The sequence below is a fragment of the Arenimonas metalli CF5-1 genome, from assembly GCF_000747155.1.
Lineage (GTDB): Bacteria > Pseudomonadota > Gammaproteobacteria > Xanthomonadales > Xanthomonadaceae > Arenimonas > Arenimonas metalli.
In genome coordinates this window covers 27,300-41,439 of record NZ_AVCK01000020.1, presented here as the reverse complement: position 1 = coordinate 41,439, position 14,140 = coordinate 27,300, and the positions used below count along the sequence as shown (strand labels likewise).

Below are 14,140 nucleotides of genomic sequence, written 5' to 3'. Positions count from 1 at the left end.
ACCGCCGGGTGATAATCGGGGCCTCGCCGGAGGTCCCCATGCCCGTCATCGTCCGCGTCCTGCTTTGCCTCAGCCTCGTGTTGCCCGTGGCCGCGCTGGCGCTGCCGCCGCCCTGCAACAGCGGCCGCGTGTTCGAGGATCGCGACGGCGACGGGCGCTGGTCGCGCGGCGACCGGCCGCTGCCCGGGGTCTTGGTGTCCGACGGCGTGCGGCTGGTCCGGACGGACGCGCAGGGCGGGTACGGCCTGCCGGTCGAGGACGGCCGGACGATCTTCGTGGTCAAGCCGGCGGGCCATGCCTTCCCGACCGGCGGGGATGGCTTGCCCGAATTCTGGCGGCACCAGCAGTACCACGCCGGTCCGACGCTGAAGTACGGCGGCATCCCCGACGGTTTCCCGGCCTGCCGCGATTTCGCGCTGCGGCGCGCGGCGCCGTCGCGCGGTGACCTGGACGTGCTGGTGTTCGCCGATCCGCAGGCGAAGACGCAGGCCCAGGTGGATTACTACGACCGCGACATCATCGCCCCGCTGGTGGCCGCCGCGAACGGCCGGCCCGCCGCGGCGCTGGGCCTGACCCTGGGCGACATCGCCAACGACGACCTGTCGCTGTACCCGGCGCTGAAGGCGGCCACCGCGCGCCTGCGCACGCCCTGGCTGCACGCGGCCGGCAACCATGACCTCGATTTCGACGCGGCCACCGACGAGGATTCGCTGCGCAGCTTCCGCAATGCCTTCGGCCCCGACACGTTTGCGTGGGAGGAGCCGCAGGCCAGCTTCATCGTGCTCGACGACGTGATCTACCGGCCCGGGCAGAAGCCGGCCTACGTCGGCGGCCTGCGCGAAGAGCAGTTCACCTGGCTGGCGGCCTACCTCGACACGCTGGCGCGCGACCGGCGCCTGGTGATCGCCGCGCACATCCCGTTCTTCGACGAGCCCGGCCGCGAGACCTTCCGCCGTGCCGACCGCGAGCGCCTGTTCGCGCTGCTGGCGCCTTTCAGCAAGGTGCTGCTGCTCAGCGGCCACGGCCACGTGCAGCGCCACCACTACCACGACGCCGATGACGGCTGGCACGGCGCCTCGCCGCTGCACGAGTACAACGTCGGCGCGGCCTGCGGCGGCTACTGGGGCGGTGCGCCCGATGCGGCGGGCCTGCCGGATGCGCGCATGTCCGACGGCACGCCCAACGGTTACGCCCGCCTGCGCCTCGCCCGCGACGGCGGTTACGCGCTGCACTGGCACGCCGCGCGCGCCGGCGACGAGGCGATGTCGCTGCACGCGCCGAAGGTGCTGCGCCGCGGGCACTGGCCGGGTGTCGGCCTGTTCGCGAACGTGTACATGGGCGAGGCGGGCACGCGGGTCGAGGTGCGCATCGACGGCGGCGAGTGGCAGCCGATGCGGCGCGTGGACGCCGCCGACCCGGCCCTGGTGGCCGAGAACCTGCTCGATGACCTGGCCACCGCGCTCCGCGGCTACGACCGACTGCCGGAAGCGGAAGCCTCGACCCACCTCTGGCGCTTCAACCTGCCGACCGACCTCGCGGCCGGCGAGCATGCCTTCGAAGTGCGCGCTTTCGACCGCTGGCGCGGCGAGCTCAGGGCTTCGGGGTCTTATCGGTTGGTGGACGCAGCGGAGTGAGGACGGCCGCCTTGGTGTTTTCCGCGGCCGGCGGTTCGAACGCAAACGGGTAGGGCAGCGCGGGGCCGGGCTCGAACCCGGCGCGCCATGCCGCCAGCCGCTCGCCGATGCGCGCGCCGCGGTTGATCTGCGGGCGCGAGGGCTCCAGGCCTTCGGCCAGCTCGCGCGCTTCGATCGCGGCGGTGGCCTGTACGAACGCGGCGTCGAAGTCGGTGGTGGCGTTCAGGCCTTCCACCAGCCAGGCGCGCCCGAAGAAAGTGGCCACCGAGTCGTTGCCGCAGCCGAAGGACGTGCGCTCGCGGTGTGCGGCCATCAGCAGCAGCGTGTCCGGCCCGCGCAGCGCCTTGGCGAAGCCGCCCGAGTAGCAGGCCGAGATCACCAGCACGCGGTGGCGGATGCCGGAGTCGTCCAGGGCTTCGCGCAGTTCGCCGGGCGTCAGCAGCCGGTCGCGTCGGCCTTCGCGGCGCAGCAGCAGCTCGTGCTGTTCGGTGCCGTGGGTGGTGAAGTACGCGAGCAGCAGGTCCTCGTCGGGATCCATGCGGGCGGCGATGCCGGCCAGCGCCTGTCGCAGCGTGTGCGCGTTGGCCTCGGGCAGCGCACGCACGGGCGGCGCCTCGACGTGGTTGGCCAGCAGGACCACGCGGCCCTTCGCGTCCAGCCGCTGCGCCGCGAGGTCGCGCAGGTAGTGCACTTCGTTGCGGAAGACCTGCTCGCTGCCGTCGCCGGCGAAGCCGAGCACGAACAGGTCCGGATGGCCCGGCCGCTGCGGCGCCAGTTGCGACAGGTCGGCGGCGAGCTGGGGGTCGGGCGCGCGCGGCGCCGGCGCGGGCTTGTCGAGCGATTTGGTGGTCGCGGCGCCGACGCTGGTCGCCAGCAGCCCGCCGGCGATCAACAGCACCAGCCCGGCGGCCCGCCGGCTCATCCCGCGGCGAGGTCGATCGCGTCGAAGGTCTCGACGCGGCGATGGCCGCCGGTATCGGCGCCCAGGCGCGGCTGCGGATAGTCCTCGCGGCGGTCCACGAGCACGGTGCCCAGCCCCGCCTCGCGCGCGGCATCGAGCTCCTCCACCACGTCGGACAGGAACAGCACGTCACCGGCCGGCACGCCCAGCGCCGCAACGATGCGGCGGTAGCTGTCGGCCTCGCGCTTGCCGCCGACCTCGGTGTCGAACCACTGCGAGAACAGCGGCTGCAGGTCGCCCGCGGCGCTGTTGCCGAAGAAGAGTTTCTGCGCCGGCACGGAACCCGACGAGTAGACGCTCATTGAATGCCCGGCGGCGTGCCAGCGTCGCAGCGCGTCGGCCGCGTCGGGGTAGATATGCGCGCGGAAATCAGCCCGGCCGTAGCCGTCCTTCCACACCATGCCCTGCAGCGCCTTGAGCGCGGTGTGCTTGCGGTCGGCATCGATCCAGCCCTGCAGCGTCTCGACCACCAGGTCGTCCTGGCAGGCGCCGCCGATCTCGGTGGCCACGGCATCGAGCCACCGCCGCACCTCCGGCTCCCGCGCGCGCGCCGCCACGAACCCGGGCAGCGCCTTGCGCGCATACGGAAACAGCACGTCCTTCACGAACGAAATGCTGCTGGTCGTCCCCTCGATGTCGGTCAGTATGGTCTTCATTCTTTTTTCTTTAGACGCGGATTAACGCGGATGAACGCGGATAGAGCAAATGCGAGGATAGAACGGAGGGGGCAGCGCCAAGCCCGTTTGGTCAGGCCCTGTCCAAGCCGCTTCGCTTCATTCAATCGAATTTTGCTCTATCCGCGTTCATCCGCGTAAATCCGCGTCTGAAAAGCCTTTCCGATACCGCGGATCACCCCGCCTGGCCCGGCTCGTAGCGGGGGAAGCGCTGGGCGATGTCGGTGCCGGTGAAGTGGCCGACCCAGCCATCGGGCTCGGTGAAGAAGCGGATGGCGACGAAGCTCGGTTCCGGGCCCATGTCGAACCAGTGCGTGGTGCCGTCCGGCACGCCGACCAGGTCGCCCTGTTCGCAGCGGATCTCGTAGACCTTGTCGCCCACGTGCAGGGTGAACAGGCCCGAGCCGGCGACGAAGAAGCGGACCTCGTCCTCCTTGTGGAAGTGCTCGTCCAGGAACTTGGCGCGCATCGCGTCCTTGTTCGGGTTGTCGGGCGCGATCGACACCACGTCCACGGTCTTGAACCCGTTCTCGGCGACCAGCTTGTCGATGTCGGCGCGGTAGGCGGCCATCACCTCGTCCGGCGTGGCGCCCGGCTGCACCGGCTGCGCGGCCTGCCATTGCTCGAAGCGCACGCCGATGGCGCGCAGGTGCTCGGCGATCGTGGCCAGGTCCTCGGTGGCCGACAGCGGGGCCGACGGGTTGGCTTCGTCGAAGATGCGGAGGCGGCTCATGCGTTCAGTCTCCTCAGGTCGAGCTCGCAGGCGAACAGGAATTCGAAGGCCTCCAGGTGGCGGCGGGCCTCGGCCATGGTGCGGCCCCAGGCGTAAAGGCCGTGTCCATCGATCAGGTAGCCCCACATCGGCTGCTGGTCGAGCAGGGTTTCCACCCACTCGGCCAGCTCGGGCATGTCCTGCGTGTTGGCCAGCACCGGTACGTCGATGGCCATTTCGTGGGTGTGGTTGCCGTGGAAGGCCTTCAACAGCTCGTAGCCCTCGAGGTGCACGTGGCCCTGCGGCGCATACAGCCGCGACGCCACCGTCTGCACGTGCGAATGGGTATGCAGCACGCAGCCGATCTCCGGGTAGCGGGCATAGAGCTGGGTGTGCAGCAGGGTCTCGGCCGAGGGGCGGTGCGGCGTGGCCACCGGCTGGCCCCGGAAGTCCACCACCATGATGTCTTCCGCCACCAGGCGGCCCTTGTCGCGGCCGGAGACGGTGATCGCGGCATGGCGGTCGTCCAGGCGCATCGAGAAATTGCTGCTCGTGGCCGGGGTCCAGCCCAGGGCGGAGAGTTCCCGGGTGTTGGCGACGATCTCGGCGGCGCAGGCGGCCAGGCGGGCGGTGTCGAAAGGCAGGTTTTCCATGGCCGGAAGTCTAGCCGATGGCGCCGGCGTCGTCGGCTTGACCTGCATCAACACTGTATTCACCCGGAAGGCATAGACTGCGCCCAGCCATCGGAATCCTCCGTAGCCAGACGAGACCGCCATGAACACCCAGAACCCGTCCCGCCGCCGTTTCCTGGTCCACGCCGCCGTCGCCGCCGTGGCGATCCCGTTCGCGGGCCGCTTCATCAGCACCGCCCAGGCGCAGGCCCTGCCCAAGCTGTCGCTGGATGACCCGACTGCCAAGGCCCTGGCCTACGCCGAGGACTACACCAAGGTCTCGCACCCGAGCTTCAAGCCGGGCAGCAACTGCGCCAACTGCCAGTTCTTCACCGCCGCCACCGGCGCCTGCACCCTGTTCCCGAAGAACTCCGTGCCGGCCAATGCCTGGTGCAGCGCCTGGGCCAAGAAGGCCTGATGCCCGCCACCGGCCGTCTCGGCCGGTGAGACCGCGGGGCCGCTAGAATCCCCGGCAGTGTCCTTGCCGGGGTTTGCCTTGTCCGCTTCCGAATCCACCTTCCTGCTGTTGGGCCTGCTGGCCGGCCTGGTTTTGGCCGGGGCCGCCTCGCTGTGGATCGCCCGTCGCCGGTTGGACGAAGCCCGCGCGGCGGGCCGCGCCGAGCGTGAGCCCGAGCTGGCCCGCGCCGCCAGCGAACTGCAGTCGGCCCAAGGCCAGGCCGCCGAGCTCCGTGCCCGCCTGGGCGCCCTGGAAGCCGAACATCGCCAGCTGGGCGAGCTGCGGGCGACCGGCGAGGCCCGCGCGGCGGCGCTCGAGGCCCGCCTGCAGGAGCAGCAGCAGGCCGCCGAGCAGCGCTACCGGGACCTCGAGAGCTCGCGCGAACGCCTGAAGGCTGAGTTCCAGGCCCTGGCCGCCGAAATCCTCGAGGACAAGTCCAGGCGCTTCGGCGAGGCCAACGTGCAGCAGCTGGGCCAGCTGCTCAATCCGCTGCGCGAGCAGATCGACGGTTTCCGCAAAGTCGTCACCGACTCCTACGAGAAAGAGAACAACTCCCGCGTCGCGCTGCAGACGCGGCTGGACGACCTGGTGCGCCTGAACCAGACGCTCGGCCAGGAGGCCCAGAGCCTCAGCCGCGCGCTCAGCGGCGACAACCGCAGCCAGGGCTACTGGGGCGAGCTCAAGCTCGAGCGCCTGCTGGAAACCGCCGGCCTCGAGAAGGGCCGCGACTACCTCACGCAGGAGAGCTTCAAGGACGGCGATGGCGACCGCTACCGGCCCGACGCCGTGCTGCGCCTGCCCGAGGACAAGAGCATCGTCATCGACGCCAAGATGGTGCTGCTCGACTACCAGCGCGCCTGCGAGGCCACCGACGAGGCCGAGCGTGAGCAGGCCTTCGTGCGCCACGGCCTGGCGCTGCGCGCCCACGTGAAGGAGCTGGGCGATAAGGACTACAGCCGGCTCGAGGGCCTCACCAGCCCCGACATGGTGCTGATGTTCGTGCCGGTGGAGGCTGCCTTCCTCGAGGCGCTGCGGCGCGACCCGCAGCTCTACGCCTACGCCTTCGAGCGCAAGATCATCCTGGTCGGGCCCAGCAACCTGCTGGCCTCGCTGCGGCTGGTGGCGCAGATCTGGCGCACCGAGCACCAGAACGCCAACGCCAAGGCCATCTCCAGCCGCGCGGCGGTGCTGTACGACAAGTTCGTGCTGTTCACCGAGGACCTGCTCAAGGTCGGCGAAGCCCTGCGCCGCGCCAGCGACCTGCACGCCTCGGCCGTGTCCAAGCTGTCGCAGCAGCGCGGCAACGTGGTGCGCCAGGCCGAGATGCTGCGCGAGCTGGGCGTGGCGCCGTCCAAGCGGATGCCGGCCGCGCTGCGCGACCTCAGCGACGAGGGGGGCGATGACGGGGCGGGTGAGGCCGCCAGTGGCGAAGGCACCGACGCCGCGGCAGGCGAGGGCGCCGACGACCCCGTGGGCTAGCCTCCGCAGGCCCGCCCGGGCGGGCCGCACCCCCGGTCCGGATTAGGTAGACTCCGGGGCTGGTATCGGGGAGGAGCTCCACGGATGTTCATTCGCTTCTGCATCATCAGCCTGCTTTGGCTGGCCACCGTGTCCGGGGTCCAGGCCCAGGACGTCGCCGCCGCACCCGCGGCCGAGCCGACCACCGCCCAGAAGATCGACGCCGCCGTGCGGCCGGTCGCAGACGCCGTGTCCGGGTTCATCTTCTCGTCGGTCCGCGTCGGCGGCACCGAGGAATCGCCGGTCATGTTCCCGCTGATCGTGGGCTGGCTGATCCTGGCCGCGCTGATCTTCACGTTCTACTTCGGCTTCATCAACGTCCGCGGCTTCAAGCACGGCTTCGACCTGATCCGGGGCAAGTACTCCGATCCCGGTTCGGTTGGTGAGGTCAGCCACTTCCGCGCGCTCACCTCGGCCGTGTCCGGCACGGTGGGCCTGGGCAACATCGCCGGCGTGGCGGTCGCGATCACCATCGGTGGCCCGGGTGCCACCTTCTGGATGATCCTGGCGGGCCTGCTGGGCATGTCCTCGAAGTTCGTCGAATGCACCCTGGGCGTGATGTACCGCCTCGAGAAGCCGGACGGCACCATTTCCGGCGGCCCGATGTACTACCTGAGCCGCGGCATCGCCAAGAACTACCCGAAGGCGGCGTGGTTCGGCATGGTGCTGGCGTTCGTGTTCGCGGTCTGCACCATGCTGGGCGCGATCGGCGCCGGCGCGATGTTCCAGGCCAACCAGGCCTTCGCGCAGATGGCCAACGTCGCCGGCGACCTGATGCCGGCCAACGGCAGCCTCTGGTTCGGCCTCGTCTACGCCGTGCTCGGCGGCGTCGTGGTCATCGGCGGCATCACCCGCATCGGCAGCGTCACCGCCAAGCTGGTGCCCGGCATGGCGGCGCTGTACCTGCTGGGCGCGCTGTTCGTCATCCTCACCAACTTCTCGCAGGTGCCGGGCGCGTTCATGGCCATCCTCGACGGTGCGTTCACCGCCGAGGGCGTGTCGGGCGGCGTCATCGGTGCGCTGATCCAGGGCTTCCGCCGCGCGTCCTTCTCGAACGAAGCGGGCCTCGGCTCGGCCGCGATCGCGCACTCGGCGGTCAAGACCAGGGAGCCGCTGAGCGAGGGCTTCGTCGCGCTCTGGGAACCGTTCATCGACACGGTGGTGATCTGCACCATGACCGCGCTGGTGATCATCATCACCAACCAGCACCTGGTGGGCGGCGCCGACGGCGTGCAGCTGACGTCCAACGCCTTCGCCACGGTGTCGCCGCTGATGCCGTATGCGCTGGCCTTCGTGGTGCTGCTGTTCGCGTTCTCGACCACGATCACCTGGGCCTACTACGGCGCCAAGGCCTGCAGCTTCCTGTTCAAGGAATCGAAGGCGGCGCTGTACGGCTTCAAGTTCTTCTACCTGGCGATGGCGGTGGTGGGTTGCACCATGCCGCTGGCCAGCATCGTGGACATCGCGGACGGCCTGCTGTTCATCATGGCCATCCCGAACCTGATCGGCGTCTACCTGCTGATGCCGGTGGTCAAGCGCGAGCTCAAGAGCTATCTGGCCCGCCTGAAGTCCGGCGAGATCAAGCCCGCCGCGGACTGGGCCGGCTGAGGCCGCGCATGAAGCAGCCCCCGGCGTCCCGCAGGACGCCGGGAGCCCGCTGGACCCCACGATTCCCGATCGTCGCGCCCCCGGCGCCACACGAGGCTCCATGACGACCCGACTTCCCTTGCCGCCCGCCGATCTCTCGCTCGGGGAACAGCTGCGCGCCATCATCGACCAGTTGCCCGAAGGGGGCGTCAGCCTCGGCAGCCTGCTCGACGTCTTCGGCGACGAGGGCCTGCTGCTGCTCACTGCGCTGATGGTGCTGGTGTTCCTGGTGCCGGTGTCGATCCCGGGCGTGAGCACGGTGTTCGGCGCGGCCATCCTGATGGTCGGCATCAGCCGCCTGACGGGGCGTCCGCTGTGGTTGCCGCGCCGCCTGCGCGAACGCGAGCTGCCCGGCCAGAAGGTTCGCGCCGCGCTGACCGCGGGCCTGAAGTGGGTGGCGCGCTTCGAGCGAATCAGCCGGCCGCACCGGCTGCGCCAGCTGGCCGAGCAGCGCGGCTGGCTGGTGGTGGGCAACCTGGCCTTCATCACCGCGGCGCTGCTGCTGATGGCGCCGCTGAGCTTCCTGCCCTTCAGCAACACGCTGCCGGGCGTGGCGCTGCTGCTGTATTCGATCGGCTTCATCCAGCGCGACGGTGGCGCCATCCTGGTCGGCCACCTGGTGCAGCTGGCCTCGGTCACCTACTTCGGCGTGGTATTCGCCGGCGGCGGCGCCGCCCTCGGCGCCCTCCTGAACTAGGCCAGAAAAAGGGGCTCAGGAAAAAGGGGTCAGAGTAATTATTTGTTTCAAACAAATAATTACTCTGACCCCTTTTTCTGCCTGGACGCTAGCCGAGGAGTTTGGCGGCGAGCACGATCAGGACCAGGACCGGCGCGATGATGCAGGTCAGGAAGCGCCAGGCCTTGTAGCCACCTTCGTTGAGGTGGGACAGCTCGCCCCGGGTGATGTTGCGGCTGAGCACGTAGCCCGCGAACAGCGCGATCAGCAGGCCACCGACCGGCAGCATGATGTCGGAGGCGACGAACTCGATGGCGCCCTGCAGGTCGCGGCCGAACACGCGCACGCTCTGCCAGACGTTGAAGCCCAGCGCCGTCACCAGGCCGATGGCCCAGATCACCAGCGCCGCCACGATGGCCGCTTTCTTGCGCGACTGCTTGCCCATCTCCACCAGGAACGCGGTGGGCGGCTCGAGCAGCGAGATCGACGAGGTCCACGCGGCGACGAACAGCAGCCCGAAGAACGCGACCGCATACGGGATGCCGAAGGCCATGTCGTTGAAGGCCAGCGGCAGCGAGGTGAAGATCAGGCCCGGGCCGCCGCCGGCCGGGTCGAGGCCGAAGGCGAACAGCACCGGGAAGATCGCCAGGCCCGCCAGCAGCGCCACCGCGGTGTCCATGCCGGCCACGGTCACCGCCACGCGCGGGATCGAGATGTCCTTGGGCAGGTAGGCGCCGTAGGTCATGATGCCGCACATGCCCAGGCTCAGCGAGAAGAAGGCCTGGCCCAGCGCCGCCAGCAGCGTGTCGCCGGTGACTTCGCTGAAATCGGGCTTGAACAGGAACTCGAAGGCCTGGCCCACCTTGCCGGTGCTGAAGCCGTAGGCCAGCAGGCCCAGCAGGATCAGGAACAGCAGCGGCATCAGGAACTTCACCGCGCGCTCGAGGCCTTTCTCGACGCCCATCGCCACCACGCCCACCGTGACCAGCATGAACACGCTGTGCCAGAAGATCAGCGTGGACGGGCTCGCCAGCATGGCGCCGAAGGTGGCGCCCGGGTCGGTGATCGGTGCGCCGCCGAACAGCTGCGCGAAGTACAGCCAGGCGTAGTGCAGGGTCCAGCCGCCGACCACGCTGTAGAAGCTCAGGATCGCCACCGCCGCGACCAGGCCGATCCAGCCGATCAGGGTCCAGGCGCCGCTGTGGCCGCCTTCGCGGGTGAGCTTGCGCAGCGTGTTCACCGGGCTCATGCGGCCCTGGCGGCCCATCAGGATCTCGGCGGCCATGATCGGCAGGCCCACCAGCAGGATGCAGGCCAGGTAGATCAGCACGAAGGCGCCGCCGCCGTTGTCGGAGGCCAGGTAGGGGAAGCGCCAGATGTTGCCCAGGCCCACCGCCGAACCGCTGGCGGCGAGGATGAAGGCCAGGCGCGAAGACCACATGCCGTGGATCGAGTTGTTGTCCATGCTGGCTTCCGAGTCGGGTCCGGGTTCAGGCGCCGCGGCGCAGGTGGCTGTGGCGATAGCCGTAGCCGAAGTAGATGGTGAACCCGATCAGGGTCCAGGCACCGAGCAGGGCCCAGTTGTACCAGCCCATGAAGAACACCAGGGCCAGGCAAGACAGCGCGCCCAGCACGCAGACCACGGGCGCGAACGGCACGCGGAAGGCGCGCGGCAGGTCCGGGCGGGTCTTGCGCAGCACCAGCACGCCGATGCACACGGTGGCGAAGGCCAGCAGCGTGCCCATCGACACCAGGTCGCCCAGCACGCCCAGCGGGAAGAACGCCGCCAGCGCCGCCGCGACCAGGGCCACGACCACGGTGGCCTTGTGCGGGGTGCCGAACTTCGGGTGCGCCGCGCCGAAGAACTTCGGCAGCAGGCCGTCGCGCGACATCGCGAAGAAGATGCGCGGCTGGCCCATCAGCATCACCAGGATCACCGAGCTCAGGCCGGCGACGGCGCCGATCTCGACGGCCAGCTTGAGCCAGGCCAGGTCGGCGTAGGGCTCGAGCGCGGTGGCGACCGGCTTGGCGGTGCCCAACTCGGTGTAAGGCACCATGCCGGTCAGCACGGCGGCGACGATGATGTAGAGCAGGGTGCAGACCACCAGCGAACCGAGGATGCCGATCGGCATGTCGCGCTGCGGGTTCTTGGCTTCCTGCGCCGCGGTCGAGACTGCGTCGAAGCCGATGTAGGCGAAGAACACGATCGAGGCACCGCGCAGCACGCCCTCCCAGCCGAAGCGGTCGCCGCCTTCGTTCTCCGGGATGAAGGGCACCCAGTTCTCCGGGTTCACGTACTGCGAGCCGAAGCCGATCAGGGCCAGGATCACCGTGACCTTGATGGCGACGATGATGGCGTTGGCGAAGGCCGACTGGCGCATGCCGACGTAGCACAGCACGCCCACCGCGCCGACGATCAGCACCGCCGGCAGGTTGAACAGCGAGCCGGTCATCAGCACTTCGCCATTGGTGTAGGTGAAGGGCGCGGACGCCAGCCAGGCCGGGAACTTCCAGCCCGAGCCGGCCATCGCCGCGAGGTTCTCCAGCAGGCTGATGGTGTAGGCGGACCAGCCCACGGCGACCGCGGAGGCCGCGAACAGGTATTCCAGTACCAGGCTCCAGCCGACGAACCAGGCGATGGCCTCGCCGAGGGTGGCGTAGGTGTAGCTGTAGGCGCTGCCCGAGACCGGGATCATGGCCGCGAACTCGGCGTAGCACAGGCCGGCGAAGGCACAGGCCAAGCCCGCCAGCACGAAGCTGAGCATGATCGCGGGGCCGGCGTGGTTGGCGGCCGCCTGGCCCGTCATCACGAAGATGCCGGCGCCGATGATCGCGCCCACGCCCAGCAGCAGCAGGTGGCGCGCGCCGAGCACGCGCTTGAGGTTGGCTTCACCCTTCAGGCTGCCTTCGACGGGCTCGCCGGCATCGACGTGCGGCTGCGCGGTGACCGGCTTGATGATCAGCAGATTCTTGAACATGGGAGGGACGTCTCGTGGGATGTCGTCGGAAAGGGGTCAGTCGGCGCGGCGCGATGCGATCGCGCCGCCGACCTCGAGCTTGAGGATCTTGTAGCCGGTGTAGGCCAGGATGCCGGCCAGCACCGGGTTCACCAGGTTGAAGAAGGCGTAGGGCAGGTAGTCGAGCGTGGCCACGCCGAGGGTGGCGGCCATGTAGGCGCCGCAGGTGTTCCAGGGCACCAGCGGCGAGGTGATGGTGCCGGCGTCCTCGAGCGCGCGCGAGAGGTTCACCGCGGCCAGGCCGCGCTTCTCGTACTCGGAGCGGTAGATGCGGCCCGGCAGCACGATGGCCAGGTACTGGTCGGCGGCCAGCACGTTGGTGCCGAAGCTGGTGACCAGGGTCGCCACGATCAGCGAGCCGGTGCTGCGCGCCATCTTCAGCACGCTGCGGATCAGGCGCTCGAGCAGGCCGGCCTTTTCCATGATGGCGCCGAAGGACATGGCGCAGATCACCAGCCACACGGTGTTGAGCATGGACGACATGCCGCCGCGGTTGAGCAGCGAATCAATGGCCTCGTTGCCGGACTCGCCCTTGTAGCCGTCGATCAGCGAGGCCCAGGCGCCCTTGAGCAGGGCCATCGGCCGCGACAGGGTCTCGTCGCCGGCCAGCGCCACCACCAGCTCGGGCTGGAACAGGACTGCGAAGATCGCGCCGAGCAGCGCGCCGATGAGGATGGTGGGGTAGGCGGGGAAACGCTTGATGGCCAGGCCGAACACGACCACCAGCGGGATCAGCAGGTGCGGGCCGATGGCGAAGATGCGCGAGAGCTCGGCCGAGAGGTCGTCGAAGCCGACGGTGGCGGTGCCGGCCTTCGCGCCGAAGCTGAGGAAGGCGAAGCCCGCCAGTGCGATCAGGATGCTGGGGATGGTGGTCCAGGTCATGTGCCGCACGTGCGCGAACAGCTCGCTGCCGGCGGCGGCGGGGGCCAGGTTGGTGGTGTCGGACAGCGGCGAGAGCTTGTCGCCGAAGTAGGCGCCGGAGATGACCGCGCCGGCGGTGATGGCCGGGTCCAGCCCCAGGCCCTGGGCCACGCCCATCAGCGCCACGCCGAGCGTGCCGGCCACGGTCCACGAGCTGCCGATGGTGACCGCGACGATGGCGCAGACCAGGCAGGCGGCCGGATAGAAGTAGGACGGGTCGAGCAGCATCAGCCCGTAGTGGATCAGGGTGGGCACCGCGCCCGAGAGGATCCAGGAGCCGATCAGCGAACCGACCGCGAGCAGGATCAGGATGGCGTTGGTGGAGATCGAGATGCCGTGGACGATCGCGTCCTGCACGTCGTCCCAGCGCATGCCGTTGCGGATGCCGATGATGGCCGCGAGGCCGCCGGCGAGCAGCAGCGAGATCTGGCTGCCGCCGTAGGCCGAGTTGTCCGCGAACAGGTAGACCGAGGTCCCGAGCAGCGCGAAGAGGAAGACCAGGGGCAGGAAGGCCTGCAGCAGGGTCGGTTCGCGGGCCGTCACGGCTTCGCGGGCCTTCGCGGCCTGGTTCGGTTCGGTCATCGGGCTCTCTCCCCAGAGTAATCGCCCGAGTTTACCCGAGCCGGCACGGCGCGTGCGGGTATGCTGGCGCCCTTCGCCACCGTGTGGAAACCCCATGCAAGACCGCCTGCCCCTGGCCCGCCTGTTCGACGATTACCTGGCCCGATGCCCGGGCGAGGCCGGGGTGGTGGCCCTGTTCCGGGAGCTGCTGGCCGACCCCGGCCCGGTGTTCGAGCGGGTGCGGCTGGCGGGGCATTTCACCGGGTCGGCCTGGGTGGTCAGCGCCGACGGCGAACGCGTGCTGCTGATGCACCACCGCAAGCTCGGCCGCTGGCTGCAGCTGGGCGGCCACGCCGACGGCGACGCGCACCTGCCGCGCGTGGCGTTGCGCGAGGCGGAAGAGGAATCGGGGCTGGTGGACCTGGTGGTGGATCCGGCGATCCTGGACCTGGACCGCCACGCCATCCCGGCCCGCGGCAGCGAGCCGGAGCACTGGCACTACGACGTGCGCTTCGTGGTGCGCGCGACCGGCAGCGAGGACTTCGTGCTCAACGAGGAATCGCTGGCGTTGGCCTGGAAGGCGGTGGCCGACATCGCCGCCGATCCCGCTGTTGACGAATCCCTCCGCCGCATGGCCCGCAAATGGCTCTCCCGCTGAAAATGTAGGAGGGCCTTCAGGCCCGAAGCTCTT

At 69.6% G+C, this 14,140-nt stretch carries 13 protein-coding genes; 6 read left to right on the top strand and 7 right to left on the bottom strand.

Translation table 11 applies throughout. The features are described 5' to 3' along the window. The first annotated feature begins 38 nt into the window (after window positions 1–38). A complete protein-coding gene (locus N787_RS07955) occupies window positions 39–1,634 on the top strand; it encodes a calcineurin-like phosphoesterase C-terminal domain-containing protein (protein ID WP_034212426.1) in 1,596 nt (531 codons plus the stop codon). Here N787_RS07955 and N787_RS07950 read toward each other — a convergent pair. The 4 genes from N787_RS07950 to N787_RS07935 all read right to left on the bottom strand — a co-directional run bounded on the left by N787_RS07950 (window position 1,591) and on the right by N787_RS07935 (window position 4,634). Further along, complete coding sequence (locus N787_RS07950; protein WP_052575282.1) at window positions 1,591–2,556, bottom strand: C13 family peptidase; 966 nt, start codon at window positions 2,554–2,556, stop codon at window positions 1,591–1,593. The two genes, N787_RS07955 and N787_RS07950, sit on opposite strands and share 44 nt — an antisense overlap. Next, window positions 2,553–3,251: an acireductone synthase gene (mtnC, locus tag N787_RS07945; protein WP_034212424.1), complete on the bottom strand. Its 699-nt coding sequence runs from the start codon at window positions 3,249–3,251 to the stop codon at window positions 2,553–2,555. Before mtnC ends, N787_RS07950 begins: the two co-directional genes overlap by 4 nt. Window positions 3,252–3,444: 193 nt before the next feature. Continuing rightward, window positions 3,445–4,002 carry a 1,2-dihydroxy-3-keto-5-methylthiopentene dioxygenase gene (locus tag N787_RS07940; protein ID WP_034212422.1) on the bottom strand — a complete coding sequence of 186 codons (558 nt, stop codon included), beginning with the start codon at window positions 4,000–4,002 and terminating at the stop codon, window positions 3,445–3,447. After that, the gene (locus N787_RS07935; RefSeq protein WP_034212420.1) at window positions 3,999–4,634 is read right to left on the bottom strand and encodes a methylthioribulose 1-phosphate dehydratase; all 636 of its coding nucleotides are present in this window, start codon (window positions 4,632–4,634) and stop codon (window positions 3,999–4,001) included. Before N787_RS07935 ends, N787_RS07940 begins: the two co-directional genes overlap by 4 nt. 121 nt (window positions 4,635–4,755) lie before the next feature. Between N787_RS07935 and N787_RS07930 the strand changes: the two genes are divergently transcribed. The 4 genes from N787_RS07930 to N787_RS07915 all read left to right on the top strand — a co-directional run bounded on the left by N787_RS07930 (window position 4,756) and on the right by N787_RS07915 (window position 8,971). After that, window positions 4,756–5,070, top strand: a complete 315-nt coding sequence (locus N787_RS07930; RefSeq protein WP_034212418.1) for a high-potential iron-sulfur protein — start codon at window positions 4,756–4,758, stop codon at window positions 5,068–5,070. A 78-nt stretch (window positions 5,071–5,148) separates the two neighbouring features. Then, window positions 5,149–6,588 (top strand): DNA recombination protein RmuC, encoded by a 1,440-nt coding sequence (locus tag N787_RS07925; protein WP_052575281.1) that lies wholly within the window; start codon window positions 5,149–5,151, stop codon window positions 6,586–6,588. A gap of 84 nt (window positions 6,589–6,672) precedes the next feature. Beyond that, window positions 6,673–8,235 (top strand): alanine/glycine:cation symporter family protein, encoded by a 1,563-nt coding sequence (locus N787_RS07920; RefSeq protein ID WP_084590708.1) that lies wholly within the window; start codon window positions 6,673–6,675, stop codon window positions 8,233–8,235. A gap of 100 nt (window positions 8,236–8,335) precedes the next feature. Then, window positions 8,336–8,971 (top strand): exopolysaccharide biosynthesis protein, encoded by a 636-nt coding sequence (locus tag N787_RS07915; RefSeq protein WP_034212416.1) that lies wholly within the window; start codon window positions 8,336–8,338, stop codon window positions 8,969–8,971. Window positions 8,972–9,059: 88 nt separating this feature from the next. Here N787_RS07915 and N787_RS07910 read toward each other — a convergent pair whose 3' ends face one another. The 3 genes from N787_RS07910 to nhaC are packed head-to-tail and all read right to left on the bottom strand — an operon-like array spanning window position 9,060 to window position 13,470. Continuing rightward, the gene (locus N787_RS07910) at window positions 9,060–10,415 is read right to left on the bottom strand and encodes a sodium-dependent transporter (protein ID WP_034212414.1); all 1,356 of its coding nucleotides are present in this window, start codon (window positions 10,413–10,415) and stop codon (window positions 9,060–9,062) included. Window positions 10,416–10,440: 25 nt separating this feature from the next. Further along, entirely contained in the window at window positions 10,441–11,928 is a 1,488-nt protein-coding gene (locus N787_RS07905; RefSeq protein WP_034212412.1) for an amino acid permease, read from the bottom strand. A 36-nt stretch (window positions 11,929–11,964) separates the two neighbouring features. Beyond that, window positions 11,965–13,470 (bottom strand): Na+/H+ antiporter NhaC, encoded by a 1,506-nt coding sequence (gene nhaC, locus N787_RS07900; protein WP_052575280.1) that lies wholly within the window; start codon window positions 13,468–13,470, stop codon window positions 11,965–11,967. A gap of 94 nt (window positions 13,471–13,564) precedes the next feature. Here nhaC and N787_RS07895 point away from each other — a divergent pair, with 94 nt between their 5' ends. Next, complete coding sequence (locus tag N787_RS07895) at window positions 13,565–14,107, top strand: NUDIX hydrolase (RefSeq protein ID WP_052575279.1); 543 nt, start codon at window positions 13,565–13,567, stop codon at window positions 14,105–14,107. The last annotated feature ends 33 nt before the right edge of the window (window positions 14,108–14,140 follow it).

Excerpts from the sequence above, each read along its gene's own strand:
- N787_RS07895 (WP_052575279.1), top strand. The coding sequence starts at position 13,565 with ATGCAAGACCGCCTGCCCCTGGCCCGCCTGTTCGACGATTACCTGGCC.
- N787_RS07915 (WP_034212416.1), top strand. The coding sequence starts at position 8,336 with ATGACGACCCGACTTCCCTTGCCGCCCGCCGATCTCTCGCTCGGGGAA.
- N787_RS07940 (WP_034212422.1), bottom strand. The coding sequence starts at position 4,002 with ATGAGCCGCCTCCGCATCTTCGACGAAGCCAACCCGTCGGCCCCGCTG.
- N787_RS07910 (WP_034212414.1), bottom strand. The coding sequence starts at position 10,415 with ATGGACAACAACTCGATCCACGGCATGTGGTCTTCGCGCCTGGCCTTC.
- N787_RS07920 (WP_084590708.1), top strand. The coding sequence starts at position 6,673 with ATGTTCATTCGCTTCTGCATCATCAGCCTGCTTTGGCTGGCCACCGTG.
- nhaC (WP_052575280.1), bottom strand. The coding sequence starts at position 13,470 with ATGACCGAACCGAACCAGGCCGCGAAGGCCCGCGAAGCCGTGACGGCC.
- N787_RS07950 (WP_052575282.1), bottom strand. The coding sequence starts at position 2,556 with ATGAGCCGGCGGGCCGCCGGGCTGGTGCTGTTGATCGCCGGCGGGCTG.
- N787_RS07935 (WP_034212420.1), bottom strand. The coding sequence starts at position 4,634 with ATGGAAAACCTGCCTTTCGACACCGCCCGCCTGGCCGCCTGCGCCGCC.
- mtnC (WP_034212424.1), bottom strand. The coding sequence starts at position 3,251 with ATGAAGACCATACTGACCGACATCGAGGGGACGACCAGCAGCATTTCG.
- N787_RS07955 (WP_034212426.1), top strand. The coding sequence starts at position 39 with ATGCCCGTCATCGTCCGCGTCCTGCTTTGCCTCAGCCTCGTGTTGCCC.
- N787_RS07905 (WP_034212412.1), bottom strand. The coding sequence starts at position 11,928 with ATGTTCAAGAATCTGCTGATCATCAAGCCGGTCACCGCGCAGCCGCAC.
- N787_RS07930 (WP_034212418.1), top strand. The coding sequence starts at position 4,756 with ATGAACACCCAGAACCCGTCCCGCCGCCGTTTCCTGGTCCACGCCGCC.